The sequence below is a fragment of the Variovorax sp. J22R115 genome (genome assembly GCF_030317005.1).
Classification (GTDB): domain Bacteria; phylum Pseudomonadota; class Gammaproteobacteria; order Burkholderiales; family Burkholderiaceae_C; genus Variovorax.
The window spans coordinates 27078-41484 of sequence record NZ_JASZYM010000001.1; the positions used below are offsets into that span (position 1 = coordinate 27078).

Annotated in this window: 11 protein-coding genes; 4 read left to right on the forward strand and 7 right to left on the reverse strand. The window is 66.1% G+C overall.

Annotated features, from left to right (window positions below; genetic code table 11):
- Nucleotides 1-18 precede the first annotated feature (18 nt).
- From uca to QTI04_RS00115, 3 genes are read left to right on the forward strand one after another with little or no spacing between them, the layout of a single operon-like run.
- Nucleotides 19-3666, forward strand: a complete 3648-nt coding sequence (gene uca / locus QTI04_RS00105; protein ID WP_286613604.1) for an urea carboxylase — start codon at nt 19-21, stop codon at nt 3664-3666.
- Nucleotides 3663-5111 carry an allophanate hydrolase gene (gene atzF / locus QTI04_RS00110; protein WP_286613606.1) on the forward strand — a complete coding sequence of 483 codons (1449 nt, stop codon included), beginning with the start codon at nt 3663-3665 and terminating at the stop codon, nt 5109-5111. The genes uca and atzF overlap by 4 nt, the downstream gene beginning before the upstream one ends.
- Nucleotides 5108-6025: a hypothetical protein gene (locus QTI04_RS00115; protein ID WP_286613608.1), complete on the forward strand. Its 918-nt coding sequence runs from the start codon at nt 5108-5110 to the stop codon at nt 6023-6025. Before atzF ends, QTI04_RS00115 begins: the two co-directional genes overlap by 4 nt.
- Nucleotides 6026-6957: 932 nt before the next feature.
- Here QTI04_RS00115 and QTI04_RS00120 read toward each other — a convergent pair.
- On the reverse strand, nt 6958-7200 hold the full coding sequence (locus tag QTI04_RS00120) for a hypothetical protein (protein WP_286613609.1): 243 nt from the start codon (nt 7198-7200) through the stop codon (nt 6958-6960).
- A 108-nt stretch (nt 7201-7308) separates the two neighbouring features.
- On the opposite strand from QTI04_RS00120, the gene QTI04_RS00125 reads away from it, so the two are divergent.
- A complete protein-coding gene (locus tag QTI04_RS00125; RefSeq protein ID WP_286613611.1) occupies nt 7309-7509 on the forward strand; it encodes a hypothetical protein in 201 nt (66 codons plus the stop codon).
- Nucleotides 7510-7980: 471 nt separating this feature from the next.
- Here QTI04_RS00125 and QTI04_RS00130 read toward each other — a convergent pair whose 3' ends face one another.
- The 6 genes from QTI04_RS00130 to QTI04_RS00150 form a co-directional block, all read right to left on the reverse strand.
- Nucleotides 7981-8229, reverse strand: a complete 249-nt coding sequence (locus tag QTI04_RS00130; RefSeq protein WP_286613613.1) for a DUF6429 family protein — start codon at nt 8227-8229, stop codon at nt 7981-7983.
- A gap of 49 nt (nt 8230-8278) precedes the next feature.
- A complete protein-coding gene (locus QTI04_RS34225) occupies nt 8279-8455 on the reverse strand; it encodes a transposase (RefSeq protein WP_369292791.1) in 177 nt (58 codons plus the stop codon).
- A 196-nt stretch (nt 8456-8651) separates the two neighbouring features.
- Nucleotides 8652-10394: a SagB/ThcOx family dehydrogenase gene (locus QTI04_RS00135; protein ID WP_286613615.1), complete on the reverse strand. Its 1743-nt coding sequence runs from the start codon at nt 10392-10394 to the stop codon at nt 8652-8654.
- A 1118-nt stretch (nt 10395-11512) separates the two neighbouring features.
- Entirely contained in the window at nt 11513-12448 is a 936-nt protein-coding gene (locus QTI04_RS00140; protein WP_286613616.1) for an electron transfer flavoprotein subunit alpha/FixB family protein, read from the reverse strand.
- A 2-nt stretch (nt 12449-12450) separates the two neighbouring features.
- Nucleotides 12451-13200 carry an electron transfer flavoprotein subunit beta/FixA family protein gene (locus QTI04_RS00145; protein WP_286613617.1) on the reverse strand — a complete coding sequence of 250 codons (750 nt, stop codon included), beginning with the start codon at nt 13198-13200 and terminating at the stop codon, nt 12451-12453.
- Nucleotides 13201-13351: 151 nt separating this feature from the next.
- Nucleotides 13352-14386, reverse strand: coding sequence for a S9 family peptidase (locus QTI04_RS00150; RefSeq protein ID WP_286613618.1), 1035 nt, complete (start codon nt 14384-14386; stop codon nt 13352-13354).
- Nucleotides 14387-14407: the final 21 nt, after the last annotated feature.

Below are 14407 nucleotides of genomic sequence, written 5' to 3' on the forward strand. Positions count from 1 at the left end.
GCTGTGGAGCTCTTTTCCATGTTTGACAAAGTATTGATCGCCAACCGCGGTGCGATCGCGTGCCGCATCATCCGTACGCTTCGCAGCCTCGGCCTGAAATCCGTCGCGGTGTACTCCGAGGCTGATGCCGATTCGGCCCATGTGAGCCAGGCCGACGAGGCCGTGTGCATCGGCCCGGCGCCTGCCGCGCAGAGCTACCTGAACGCGGACCGCATCCTGGCCGTGGCGCTGCAGACGGGCGCTGGTGCGATCCATCCGGGCTACGGATTCCTATCGGAGAACCCCGGCTTCGCACAGGCTTGCGAAGCCGCTGGTGTCGCTTTTATCGGACCAACGGCGCAGCAGATGCTCGCCTTCGGCCTGAAGCACACGGCGCGTGCACTCGCCGAGAAACATGGGGTTCCCCTCCTGCCCGGCAGCGGCCTGCTCGCCAGCCTGGCGGCCGCCCGGTCGGAGGCCCTGCGCATCGGCTATCCGGTGATGCTCAAGAGCACCGCCGGCGGCGGGGGCATCGGCATGCGGCTGATCCGCAGCGAAGATGAGATGGCGCCGGCCTTCGAGGCGGTGCAACGGTTGGCGCAAGCCAACTTCAAGGACGCGGGGCTGTTCCTGGAGAAGTTCGTCGAGCGTGCGCGCCACATCGAAGTTCAGATCTTCGGCGATGGTGAAGGCCAAGTGATTGCCCTGGGCGAGCGTGACTGCTCCGCCCAGCGCCGTAACCAGAAGGTGGTCGAGGAAACGCCCGCACCGCACCTGGACGCCGCTACGCGCGCCGCCCTTCTGGAAGCCGCGGTGCGCCTTGGGAAGGCGGTGTCGTACCGCTCGGCAGGCACCGTGGAATTCGTGCTCGACGCCGACACGCAGGCCTTCTACTTCCTGGAGGTCAACACGCGCCTGCAAGTCGAGCATGGGGTGACCGAACAGGTGACCGGCGTCGACCTGGTGGCGTGGATGGTCCGGCTCGCGCGCTGCGATCGCTTCGCGCTGGTGGCGCCGCCGCCCCAAGGCGCCTCGATCCAGGTGCGCCTCTATGCCGAAGACCCGGCACGCAACTTCCAGCCGTGCGCCGGTGGCCTGACCGAGGTGGTGTTCCCCGAGGACGCACGCGTCGAGACCTGGGTCGCCCGCGGCAGCGAAGTGCCGCCGCACTACGACCCGATGATCGCCAAGCTGATCGTCACCGGCCGCGACCGCGCCGATGCGGTGCAGCGCCTGCAGGCCGCGCTGGCGGCCACGCGTCTGGCCGGTATCGAGACCAACCTTCGCTACATGCGCGCCATCGCCGCCTCGGAAATGCTCGTGCAGGGCCGCATCGTGACGCGCTCGCTCACCGATTTCGCCTACCAACCCAATGCCTTCGAGGTGCTGGAGCCGGGCGTGCAAACCACCGTCCAAGACTGGCCCGGCCGGCAAGGCTATTGGGATGTTGGCGTACCGCCCTCGGGGCCGATGGACGACCTGGCCTTCCGGCTGGCCAACCGCCTGGTCGGCAACGCGGAACAGGCAGCCGGCCTCGAGTGCACCATGAGTGGCCCGGCGCTGCGCTTTCACCATGACGCGCTCGTCGCCGTCTGCGGTGCCGCCATGAAGGTGACGCTGGATGCCGCCCCGGTCGCGCTGTGGCGCGCGACGCCGGTGCGTGCCGGCAGCGTCCTGAAGATCGCCGCGGTGGGCGAAGGCGGCGGCAGCCGCGCGTACCTCGCCGTGCGTGGCGGCATCGACGTGCCAGCATACCTGGGCAGCCGCTCGACCTTCACGCTGGGCCAGTTCGGCGGCCATGCCGGCCGCACACTGCGCGTCGGCGACATGCTGCACGTAGGCGACGAGGTGGCCGAAGACGAAGCGCAGAGCCTGCCCGCCGCCGCGCTGCCCATCTATGGGAACGCGACGACCGCCTGGGAAGTCGGCGTGCTCTACGGTCCGCATGGCGCCCCGGACTTCTTCACCGATGGCGACATCTCGACCTTCTTCGACACCGCCTGGGAAGTCCACTACAACTCCAGCCGCACGGGCGTGCGCCTGATCGGCCCCAAGCCCACCTGGGCGCGGCGCGACGGCGGCGAGGCGGGCTTGCATCCGTCGAACATCCACGACAACGCCTACGCCATCGGCGCGATCGACTTCACGGGTGACATGCCGGTGATCCTCGGGCCGGATGGCCCGAGCCTGGGCGGCTTCGTCTGCCCGGCCGTGGTCGTGGCGGCCGAGCGCTGGAAGCTGGGGCAGCTGCGCCCGGGCGACCGTGTGCGCTTCCGCCCCGTGTCGCAGGCCGAGGCGCTCGCGCTGCAGGATGCGCAGGACCATTGGGTCAGCGAACTCCAGGCGCCGGCTACGCCGGCCTTCGCGGAGGCGGATCGGCGCCCTGCTCCCCTTGCATCGCCCATCGTGTTCGAGCGCCAGGCCACGGCCGGTCGCCCCGGCCTCGTGATCCGGCAGGCAGGCGACCGCTACCTGCTGGTCGAACTGGGCGAACTGCAGCTCGACATCGCCCTGCGCATGCGCATCCACGCCATGCACGCGGTCCTGCAGAAGCAGGCACTCGACGGCATCGTCGACCTCACGCCCGGCATCCGCTCGCTGCAGTTGCACTATGACCCGCGCCGCATCAGTCGCGGCTCTCTGGTCGCGACGATTGCCTCGGTCGACGACGCGCTCGGTGACACCGATGGCCTGACCGTTCCGTCGCGCACCGTGTACCTGCCGCTCTCCTGGAACGACAGCGCGACGAAGCTCGCCATCGACAAGTACATGCAGTCGGTGCGCCCCGATGCACCCTGGTGCCCGAGCAACATCGAGTTCATCCGCCGGATGAACGGCCTGGACAGCATCGAGGATGTGCAACGTATCGTGTTCGACGCGAGCTACCTCGTGCTGGGCCTGGGCGATGTGTACCTGGGCGCGCCGGTGGCCACGCCGGTTGACCCGCGCCATCGCCTCGTCACCACCAAGTACAACCCCGCGCGCACCTGGACGCCGGAGAACGCCGTGGGCATCGGCGGCGCCTACATGTGCGTCTATGGCATGGAAGGGCCCGGCGGCTACCAGTTCGTTGGCCGCACGCTGCAGATGTGGAACCGGTGGCGCGATGTCGCGAGCGGCGCCGCAGCCTTCGAAGCCGGCAAGCCGTGGCTGCTGCGCTTCTTCGACCAGATTCGCTTCTATCCGGTGGGTGAAGAAGAGCTGCGCAAGATCCGCAGCGACTTCCCCGCGGGCCGCTATCCGATCCGCATCGAGCCGGGCGAATTCAGCATGCGCCAATACCGGGAGTTCCTCGACGCCAATGCGCAGGACATCGGTGATTTCAAGGTAACGCAGCAGGCGGCCTTCGAAGCGGAGCGCGAACGGTGGCGTGTCCAGGGCCAGGCCGAGTACGTCGATGAACGGGAACTCGGGGTCGCGCCCGTCGATGCACTCGACTTGCCCGAAGGCGCGAGCGGCATCTGCAGCCAGGTGCCGGGCAGCGTCTGGAAAGTCGCCGTCAAGGAAGGCGACGAAGTGAACGAGGGCGACACGCTCCTGATCGTCGAGTCCATGAAGATGGAGTTCGCAGTGACTGCGCCCTTCGCCGGCAGGGTTGAGCAGGTGCGCTGCAGCGAAGGCGGTGCGGTCGCGGCGGGCCAGGAAGTGGTCGTGCTGATGCCCGACGCCGAGGAGGCGCTGGCATGAACGCGCGCATCCAGGGGACTGGCCGCCACTTACCGCTCGACATCACGGGCCTTCGCGATGACTACCGCCGCGGCACGCGCACGCCGCTGCAGGTCATCGACGAGGTGATCGCCGCCACGGATGCCGACCCGCACCACGCGTGGATCCATCGCATCGATGCGCATCAGCTGCGCGAGCGCGCAAGGGAGCTGCAAAGGCGAGGCCCGGAGGGCTTGCCGCTCTACGGCATCCCCTTCGCGATCAAGGACAACATCGACCTCGAAGGGGTCGCGACGACCGCGGGCTGCCCGGACTACGCCTATCGGCCACAGGCCAGCGCCTTGATCGTGCAGCGCTTGCTGGACGCGGGCGCCATCGCCGTCGGCAAGACTAATCTCGACCAATTCGCCACGGGCCTGAACGGCACCCGCTCGCCCTACGGCGCCTGCCAGAACGCCTTCGACCGAGAGCGCGTGTCGGGCGGATCGAGTTCCGGTTCGGCGGTTGCCGTGGCGCTCGGCCAGGTGAGCTTTTCCCTCGGGACGGACACCGCAGGATCGGGCCGCGTGCCGGCGGCATTCAACCACCTCGTCGGGCTGAAGCCGACCTGCGGCCTGCTGTCGACGACGGGTGTGGTGCCGGCGTGCCGCTCGATCGACACGCCGTCGGTCTTCGCCTTGACGGCGCAGGATGCACAGGCAGTGTTCGAGGTGGCACGGGGATTCGACGTGGCCAATGCCTACTCGCGCCGCGCGCAGCCTTCGGCGGCTACGTTCGGCCAGGCGTCGGCATTCCGCCTTGGCGTGCCGGCGGCCAGCCAGCTGCAGTTCTTCCAGCCCGGCTACCGCGAAGCCTTCGAGGCGGCCTGCGATCACGCCCGCAGCCTGGGCGCCGAACTGGTCACCATCGACTTCGCGCCGTTCCTGGAAGCCGGAAGGCTGCTGTACGAAGGCCCGTGGGTCGCGGAGCGCTACCAGGCCATCCGCCCCTTCATCGACGCGCAGCCAGAGGCTCTTTTCCCGGTCACGCGCCAGATCACTCTGGGCGGTGCGAAGCCGCTCGCGGCCGATGCCTTCTCCGCCTTCTACCGCCTGCGCGAGATCCAGCGCAGCACCGAAGCGGCGTGGCAGATGGCAGAGGTGCTCCTGCTGCCGACCGTGCCCTCGCACCCCGGCATCGCCGCCATGCTGGAAGAGCCGATCGCGCGCAACAGCGAACTGGGCCTGTACACCAACTTCATGAACCTGCTGGACTGCAGCGGCGTGGCGGTGCCCTTCAGCTTCCTGCCCGATGGCTTGCCCTTCGGCGTCACCTTCGCCGCGCAGCCGCATCAAGACCTGCCGCTGCTGCAGCTCGCGCATCGCTGGCAGCAATCGCTCACCGGCCGTGCGGCATCGCTCGGCGCGACCCCGTTTCCCTTTTCCTCAAATCAAACCCCTGGAGCTACCCCGTGGGCCTTTCGATGAATCATGTTTCCTGTGCTGCCGCGAGCAGCATCACCGCCGCCGTCCTGCTTCTGTGCGCGCCCGGCGTCATGGCGAAGTCCAGCGACAAGCCGGCCGATGCCGATGCCGGCCCATGGACCGTCATCAAGCACATTGACCTGGTGTATCCCTACGTCCTGCGCGGCGCCACCACCACCTACGGCAATGGCGCGCCGCTGGGCAATGCGGGCGCCGACGCGCCGGAGTCTGACGGGCTGGCGCTGCAATGGGGCATCGACTTCGTGAACAAGAACGGCTGGAGCTTTGGCTATTTCGGCTCGAGCATCAACTACTCGTACAAGCAGCTCGGCCGCTCGTACGATGACCGCAGCATCACCGACTTCCAGCGCGCCAAGTCCGTCGAGAACGACTTCTACGGCGCCTACAGCGGCAGCATTGCCGGCGACCTCGGCTACACGCTGGGCATGACGGGCTACTACTACATCAACGGCGTGCACTCGAACGCCTTGGAGACCAAGGCTGGCCTGACCTATGGCCCCTTCGCGCTGAATGCGCAGACGCTGCTCAACGACGTGGTGTGGGGCAACCGTGGCGACACCTACTGGAGCCTGGTCTTCACGCAGCCGCTACCGTACGACCTCACTTTCACCGGCACGCTGGGCGCCTACACCTACCGCAAGGAGGGCACCTACTTGGGCACCACCGACACCAAGCTGGGCGTGGCGTGCGCGGGCGACGAGTCCTTCGTGGTCAATGGCTGCTTCGTGGGCAATCGTCCCGTGGGCAGCGCCTTTCGCCACCTGACGCTGGCGTTGTCGGGCCCGATCCCCAGCACGCCGGTGACCTGGAACGTGGCCGTGATCGTCGGGGGCGACAACCGCTTCGGCATCAAGCAGGACACCAAGGTGGCCGGGGCGATCAGCGTCGGGTTCTGAGCACGGGCGGGGCGGCTCCTACATCGCTTCCGCAGCGAATGCCGACGTAGAGGCCAGGACCGGTTGTCGGCGGAGACCTGCCGTTCCCGCTGGGCTTGGCGAGTCCGCAATGGGCCCTGACTACCACTCCGGCGACGTGAAAAGCGGCCGCTGGATCTGGCTTCGAAACCGGGTTGGCCAGTCGGTGAGGGGTGCAGCTAGGGACATGTCCGCAATGCCTTGGGACCGGTCGTAGATTCTGAAATGTTCGCGGCGCGTGGATGACCGCACGCGGCGTCACTGCGTGAATTCGTCTGGCGGCAGGGGAAGACGGCAAACGCGGCACAGTTGCCGCACGACGGTCGCTGGTGGAGGGCAGGGAAGGGCCAGGCGCGGCCGGGCGGGCGGCGCGCGCTGCAGGGGTGACACGGCCCCATGCGAGGACTACGATGCTGCTCCGCATACGGGCGGGGGTGCTCTTGAACGATTCGGGCTTGCGGCATCGGCTGACGGCTATTCTCTGCGCCGATGCGTCGGGGTATTCGCGCCGGATGGCGCAGGATGAGCTCGCCACGGTGGCCGAGCTCGATGCGGCCCGCCTGCACCAAGTCGCCTTGGAGCCACGAGATTGCGGGCATTGCTTGAGTTAGTCATTCAAGATGGTTGCTGAAAGGCGGTGCATCCTCTGCCTTACGGCAGGTGGCTCCAGTACTCATTTTTGCGTGGGTGCGCAGGGCTGTATGTGCGATTCGGCACACCAGACCACATCTCGATGTTCGCTCTACGGTCATTGGTTGGCCGGGAACCAATGCGGATTTCTTCAATTCAGGTCTGAGCTCACGCGGTGGTTGCGTTGTGGACAACGCCGACTTTGCAGCGGGTGCTGTCCCTCGCGGCCGCTAGGCCAATTCACACCAGGAGGCCGATTCCAGTCATCGAGATGCCGCGCGATCTCAAGAGCGTGTTTCGAGCGCGAGTGCGCAGACCTCTTCCTCGCTCATTCGATGCCCCTCGGCGATCAGCTCGAGGCGTGCAGCGCTGGAGTGGCGTTGCTCGCCAAGCGCCAGTCGGATCGGAATGCCGGCGAAATCGTCAAAGCCGTCCCATTCGTCCGGCGGCAGGGAAGGACGACAATCGCTGCTGCATTCCCGCCGTGCGACGCTCGGGCCGCGGGATGAACGGTCGGTCGCCATCATTCCCGCAATGGCGGCCGAGGAGGAGACTAAGCGTTGCCTTGCTTTTGGCGGAATGGGCTACTGGCCCAGGCCGCAGACTTCAAGTCGGGCTCGATCTTGGCCCGGGCGATGACGGGCTTGCAGCGCTCCTTCTCTGATCCGATGAAGCGTGCGAATTCGGTGGCGGTGCTGCCGACCGAAATCGCCGCCTCGGACTCAAACAGCTTCCAGGCGGCCGGCTCTTTGACGGCACGCGCTGCGGCCGCCGTGAGGGCAGATGTTGGACAAGCCTCCATGGAGGAAACCGCGGGATGCGCCACCGAGGCCTGAGAAGGCTGCGAAGCTATGGGGATTCAGGCGGTGTGAATCGCGAGGTGGAACCGAGAACGCGACCGAAGAATTCGACAGATGGCGTCATTGAGGCGCTGTGGGTCGATGCGGGCACGTTGAGTCGCCCTGCGACGCGAGCGGCGACCAGGCCTTCGTCGGGTGCGAGCGCAAGGCCGCCCCGCATCCAAGCTCGGACGGGAGGCTGATGCAGATGTGTGCTCATGGTGCCCAAGCCTGTTGAGGCGGAGCGCGGATCGGCTGACCGCGAGCCAAGGTTTGCAGGACGATCATCGGCGCGCCGCAGCGCGCGCAGATGAAGCTTGGTCGCGCGGATTGTCAATGAATCGGTAGAAAACCGTTCTGGGACGCCTGCGGCCGTTGCCCCTGAAGGGCGAGGGACCTCAAGGAAAGACCTTGAAGCTCTGGTTGTGCCAGCCAACGAACAGCCGGTTGTGCCGGATTCTGCCGCAGCTATCGACGCTCGGGCGCCAGCCCATTGGTCCCGAAGTGCTTCGCCGCAAGTTCTTTGGCGCGGCGCAGACCCTCGTCAGTCAGGTAGACGGACTCTTGCTTGCCGTGGGGCTCCGTGATGAGCCCTTTTTCATGCAGCCCATCCATGGTTGCGAAGTCATAGCGCTTCCACACGCGTCCGTTCTCGAACTCGAAGACGCCGAGCAGCGCCAGAAGCGCCTCTTCGACTTTGACCATGTCGTATTTCATGGCGTCGCTCCTCTGTTCAGCAGGACGACGGACCGTCCTGCGTGGCCCATCAAAGATTGGTTACAACAGCCGCACGGCGGCAGTTCGGCCCTACGATGGTACTTTGGTCATTCGGCCTTAAACCAGCAACACGGCATGCCTGCCGGGCAGGGGCTGCTGGCTGCTTGACCAGTTTCACCGCCTCACGCTTGAACTCGTCCGTGAATGTCCGTCTCGTCCTTTGCATAGCTGCCTCCTGAACACATCATGTCATTCGATGTGTCCGGGAAACCAGCGGAAGCCCAGGGGCTCAACCTGCCACGGGAGCTTTGCTCCAAGGGGTTCGCCCAAGTCACTATTCGATCGTCGTTGCGCGGCGGCCGCAGCCCAATCCTTCGTCCAGCCCATCGGTCAATGCTTGCCCCGCGACCGCGCTCGTTGCGTCACCAGTGGTCTGCATGACGCTTCAACTCGTCTTCCTCACGCACACCATAGGGCGCCAGCGTGGTAAGTCGCCTGTCCTCCACCGGGCCGCCGATCGTGAAGTGATAGAGCGACTGGAACTCCAGATCGCTGAAACCGAACACCCGGTGCACCGGGTCGTCGAAGAAGCAGCCGATGCCGGTGGCGCCTATGCCCGCCGCTTCGGCCTCCAAATACAACACCTGCCCGATTACCCCCGTTTCCCAAAAGAGCTGCCGATAGAACCAGGGCCCGTGCGTGAACAAGGCGTCTCGATACTCGGCGATCATGCCGAGCGAAAAGACCCCATCGCCCGCGATGTCCTGAAAACAGCTCACTTGCGTCGCAAGCTGCCTCGCATCACCGCTTTCCAGCCTGCGAAGGGGAAGGTCCACCGGGCATCCAGGGGGCTCAGACCAGTCGAAGTGCTGATGCATGGCGCGCTTCAGCTTGTCCAGCTTGGCTGGGTCGCGGACAAGTACGTACAGCCCTGGCTCGAGTCCGTCTACCCGATGAACGAACAAGGCCAGGTGGATGCGCGGCTCCCAGGCAATGGCATCCCAGGGCATCGGCCGCCGGTTCGCCTCCAGTTCGACGCGCGGCATGACGCGCGCGAGCATGCCGTGGAAGCGCTCGGCCGTGATTGAGGTCCGGCCATCGCAGGCCAGGAGGCTGCGCCGCTGGCGGATGATGCGGCCGGCCAACGGCCCGTCTAGGACTGCCGCGCTTCGACGCGCCGGGGCAGGCGTGTCGAACACGTCCAAGCCGTACCGCTCGCCGATCGCTTGACGTGAGGCGAGCGCCACCTCGTCGATCATGGTCCAGGCGATCGGGTCGTCGCGGCTTAGTCGGTTCGCTGTTCCGCGCCAGTCTTGCGTCGTGAGCTCGCGCGCCAGCAGCGGATCCAGGCCGAGCGGCAGCACGCCCTGCGCGCCTGCACACGACGGCTTGGCCGAGTCGTTCGGCCAGACGAGCATGACGAGTCCCGGCTGTTCGCGCTCGGCGCCTGCGAAGTCCTGGGCCTGGTTCAGGCCCAGCAAGTCCTCCACGGTTTCGTCGGCCAAGCCGTGCAACACGACAGCACTCCACCCCAGGGTCGCCGCGGCGATGCGAAGCGTGCCGATGACATGGCCAGCGTCGTGCTGGCAATAGCGGAACGCGCGCTCGCCGTACTTCCAGGCTTCGCGCCAGTGGATGGACGAGAGGCCGACCAGAAAGGCCCGAGGGGGAAACTCTCGCATCAACTGCGTGAACCACTCGGCGGAGCCGTCCGCCCGCCGTTCCAGACCGTGCTCTCCCGGCGCGTAGTGGTACACGCCGGGTGCGTGCGACAACTCGGGAAGAGCGCCGATCACCAAGTAGCCCTCGGTGGGATGCAGGTTACCGCTCGATGGGTTGCTGCGCAGTGCCCACCGCGTGCCGCCAGCCTGCTTCCAGGCCGACAGCGCCAGCGCGTACTCGAGCAGGCGCGACAGCGAGCGGATCGTGAGCGGAGCGCTCGGCACCGAGCCCCGCCGATAGATGTCCTCGTAGCGAGGCGACAGCGGATCTTCATCCGCCGCAAGAATGGGAAGCCGCGTGAGCGACGCCCCCTCGTACCGGCGGAACGCGTTGGGCTGGTTCACCCAATCCAGGGTGCCGGCGGAGCGCGCATAGCGGTGAAACTGGTGCTTGGTGCTCTCGTGATAGCGCAGCACCGCTTCGAACTTGTCGGCAGCGTCCATCAGGGTCTCCCGTTGCTGTCGCCAGAGCGGTTTGCTCAACTGCTGCGTGAACGAAGAGAACAACAGGTTGAAGCTGACGCTGATTCGTCTTCGCTCATGTTGGCATCGACCGAGTGCTTCAGCAAGGCTAAAAACATCCGAAACTCTCCGTTGCGCACCTTGACCACCACTTCGGTGCCAAGCCGGCCCCCGCTGGGGGACGTTCATCATTCGGCGTTCAACCAACGGCGCCCTTGGGCCAACGGGTGCACGCCGCTTCGCCCCGTCGATGCCATACCGGAAAGCCGGAAAGCCGGAAAGCCGGAAAGCCGGAAAGCGGTCGTCGGCGACTGTCGTCCCATGGCCGGGGCCTGCTTGTCGCCTGCGCAGAGGCTACTACCGGTTCAGACTGTCTGCTGCCCTTCGAATCTGGCTGCCGAATGACGGCGTTCGCCGAAACCCGACCTTGGCCCTTTTCTTCACGAACGGCCGGTCTACTTTGGAACTTGACCTCGCCGGCATCGTCGATGAATTCAGCACGCGTGGCAACGGACGATCAAGACGACACCGTGCGGGAACGACAGCTTCCGCAAGTCGCGAATCGGAGCTTCGGGCCCAACTCGGTCTGTCACCACTGGCGCCTGGACGGCAGGTCGCAAGTGATTGCGGTCTTTCGCAACTGCTTGGCGAAATCGCGGCGTGCCGCCGATTGCGGCCGTTCGGCTGTGCGCGGGGCACAGGTTCGACGGCCGCTACGAGGCAGGTGCAGACATTTCTTGCGCTGGCGGGTCGCCCTCGTCGCCCAACCATGAAGGACGGATCGAATGGCTTTCGGCCGGCTGAGCGGCTTGGCACGCCTATTGGTGGCGGCCGCCGCTCACTCGAATGAAACAGGGAAGCCTGATTTTGTTGCCGACTTGGAAGGTGCAGTGACTAGCAAACGTCTTTGTCGGTTTGCAGGACCTGTATTCCCGCTATCCGGCGCTCGGCGATCTGGGACATGGGCTGCGGCGGCCGGGCGACGCTGTCCGCGCGGCGCAAGGTGCCGTCAGCTCCGAATCCATACCCAGGTTCCCACTCGTGGCGCTTGACGCGCAACTCGTATAGTCGTTGTCGAAGCAGGGCCACGGAGGGAGCGCTCAAACGGCGGCGGCCAGTTCCGGCACGGCCGTGAACAGGTCCGCCACGAGGCAGTAGTCGGCCACGCTGAAGATCGGGGCTTCTTCGTCCTTGTTGATCGCCACGATCACCTTGGAGTCCTTCATGCCCGCCAGATGCTGGATCGCGCCGGAGATGCCGGCGGCGATGTAGAGCTGGGGCGCGACGATCTTGCCGGTCTGCCCCACTTGCCAGTCGTTCGGGGCGTAGCCCGCGTCGACGGCGGCGCGGCTCGCACCGAGACCCGCGTTGAGCTTGTCCGCGAGAGGCGCCATCACTTCGGTGAACTTCTCGGCGCTGCCGAGCGCCCGGCCGCCCGAGACGATGATCTTGGCGGCCGTCAGCTCGGGGCGTTCGCTCTTCGTCACTTCTCGGGCCACGAAGCTCGACTTGCCGCTGTCGGCCACGCCGTCCACGGTCTCGATGGCTGCACTGCCGCCCGTGGCCGCTGCCGCATCGAAGCCCGTGGTGCGCACCGTCGCGACCTTGATCGCATCGCTGCTCTGCACGATGGAAATGGCGTTGCCGGCATAGATCGGGCGCTCGAAGGTGTCGGGGCTGTCGACCTTGGTGATGTCGCTGATCTGGGCGACGTCCAGCAAGGCAGCCACGCGGGGCGCCACGTTCTTGCCGTTGGCCGTGGCCGGGAACAGGATGTGGCTGTAGTTCTTGGCGATCGCGAGAACCTGAGCTGCGACGTTCTCCGCGAGGTTCTCGGCCAGGCTCGGGCTGTCGGCCACGATCACCTTGGCAACGCCTGCCACCTGGGCGGCAGCCTTGCCGGCTTCGGCGGCGTTGGCGCCAGTCACCAGCACGTGGACATCGCCGCTGGCGCAGGCAATGCCCGCCGTCACGGTGTTCAGGGTCGCCGGCTTCAGCGTGGCGTGGTCGTGTTCGGCAATAACAAGTACGGTCATGATCAGATCACCTTCGCTTCGTTCTTCAGCTTCTCTAACAGCGTTGCCACGTCGGGCACCTTGATGCCGGCACCCCGCTTCGGGGGCTCGCTGACCTTCAAGGTCTTCAGGCGCGGCTTGACGTCCACGCCGAGGTCCTCGGGCTTCACGGTGTCGAACTGCTTCTTCTTGGCCTTCATGATGTTGGGCAAGGTCACGTAGCGCGGCTCGTTCAGGCGCAGGTCGGTGGTGATGACCGCGGGCAGGCCCAGCGAGATGGTTTCCAGGCCGCCGTCGACCTCACGCGTGACACTGACCTTGTTGCCGGAGACTTCGACCTTGCTGGCGAAGGTGGCTTGGGGCAGATCCGCCAGCGCCGCCAGCATCTGGCCGGTCTGGTTGGCGTCGTCATCGATGGCCTGCTTGCCGAGGATCACGAGTTGGGGCTGTTCCTTGTCGACCAGCGCCTTGAGCAGCTTGGCAACGGCCAGCGGCTGAAGTTCTTCGGTGGTCTCCACCAGGATGCCGCGATCGGCACCGATGGCCATCGCCGTGCGCAGGGTCTCCTGGCACTTCGCATCGCCGCAGGAAACGGCGATGACTTCCGTCACGACGCCCTTCTCCTTTAAGCGGACGGCTTCTTCAACGGCGATTTCGTCGAAGGGGTTCATGCTCATCTTGACGTTGGCGATGTCGACGCCCGTGCCGTCGGCCTTTACTTGCGCCTTCACGTTCGCGTCCAGGACGCGCTTGACCGCTACGAGGACCTTCATATGTTGCATAGCCTTTCCATGTGGTTGCTTGGCGCTCGGAATTTGTTTCGACGTGACGATAGTCGCGGCTCCCTTGTCCTCGGCCCACCATTAAAGAGGGGGTGAGCGTGCCGCGGCTGACGCCACATCCGCGCGGGCCGCCTCCACCTCCTTACAGGGCGCTCCAGCGTTCGATATGCGCCCGCATGCGTTTCAGGTAGTCCTCGCGGCCCAGGTGCATCAGGTGCGTGCCCGCGAACCAGTGCATGGCGCTGCCCGGCCAGTGACGATGCAGCAGTTCGACATGGTGAGCCCGGGTGACAAGGTCGCCAACACCGCCAATGATCAAAACCCGTTCCCCCGCCATCGGCGATTCGTAGCTGAGCGGGTTGTGAACCGCGACCAGCCCCCGCATTCCGGCCAGGTCGATGTTCTGGCTTCGCATCAGTCGCGACAGCAGCATGCCCGTCGGTTGCCAGTCGAGAAACGCGTCGATCGGGCTCACCCCGGGCACGATGGGGATGCAGTAGTCCAGCCGGTCGTCCACGCTGGCCAGCAAGGCTGCCGTGTAGCCGCCCAGCGAGATGCCTGTCGCCCCGATGCGCTCCACGCCGCGGGAGCGCAGGTGGTCGATGAGCACGCGCAGGTCCTGCACGGCCTGTAGCGTCACCTCGTTGAAATGCAGCAGCCCGTTGCCGAACAGGCCGTGGCCCCGGAATGGCAGCAAAGATTCGGCCCGCGGCCCGTGGTGCGGGAAGGTGAAGAACATGACGTCATGTCCGGCGCGGTACAGCGACCGCAGGTCCAGTGCGCGGTCGTTGAGCCATGGCATGTCGGCCGCGAAGCCGTGCAGCGCCATCAGTGTCGGCCGCGGCCTGTCGCCATGGCACCAGTGCTCGGCATGCGCGATGCCATTGCGTTTCAGGCGCGCGAAGAGGGGTGCAGCAGCGGGGTTCAGCGGCGTGAAGGGGCTCGTGAAGCGCAGCTCGCGCCGCTTGATCTCAATGTCGTCGACCCACAGCGAAACGAGTTCGCCCTCCGCGATCGGGACGTCCTTCGGCGGGAGCATGAATACCCGGGAAGCATCGCCTGCCCGAGCCAGCGGCTCGTAGAAGCGCAGCGCCTCGAACTCCCGCGCCACGCGGCCAGGTTCCAGCAGCGATGTGGTCATTGCCGTGGCGACCGCGGTGGCGAGGGGAACGCGCACGACTCGCTCAAGCGCAGCGGC